The sequence below is a fragment of the Sphingomonas sp. AC435 genome, assembly GCF_979253005.1.
Genome location: NZ_CEEDCJ010000142.1, coordinates 1 through 229, shown reverse-complemented (window position 1 = coordinate 229; position 229 = coordinate 1). Strand labels below are relative to the sequence as shown.

At 66.4% G+C, this 229-nt stretch carries 1 pseudogene; it reads right to left on the bottom strand.

The features are described from left to right. Positions 1-229 (bottom strand): annotated as a pseudogene (locus tag AC0CH8_RS19230) (hypothetical protein); the annotation flags it as partial.

The following is a 229-nucleotide window of genomic DNA, read 5'->3' as shown; positions in this document are numbered from 1 at the left end:
CTCGATGATGGCGGCAAACGTCTTGCGGCCCGGCTTGCCGGGTGGTTGCCGCACCCAGGCCAGATCGCGCTGGTTCGTGCCGGCATGAGGCAAAAGAAGGGCGTCGAGCAGTTGGCGGTGCCCGGCGTCCAGTCCTCGGGTGAGATGCTCGGCAACATGGCGTCCGGCATCGAGCAACGCCTAGGCGACCATCCGCTCGACGGAACTGATGCCCGGCACAATGATGCGC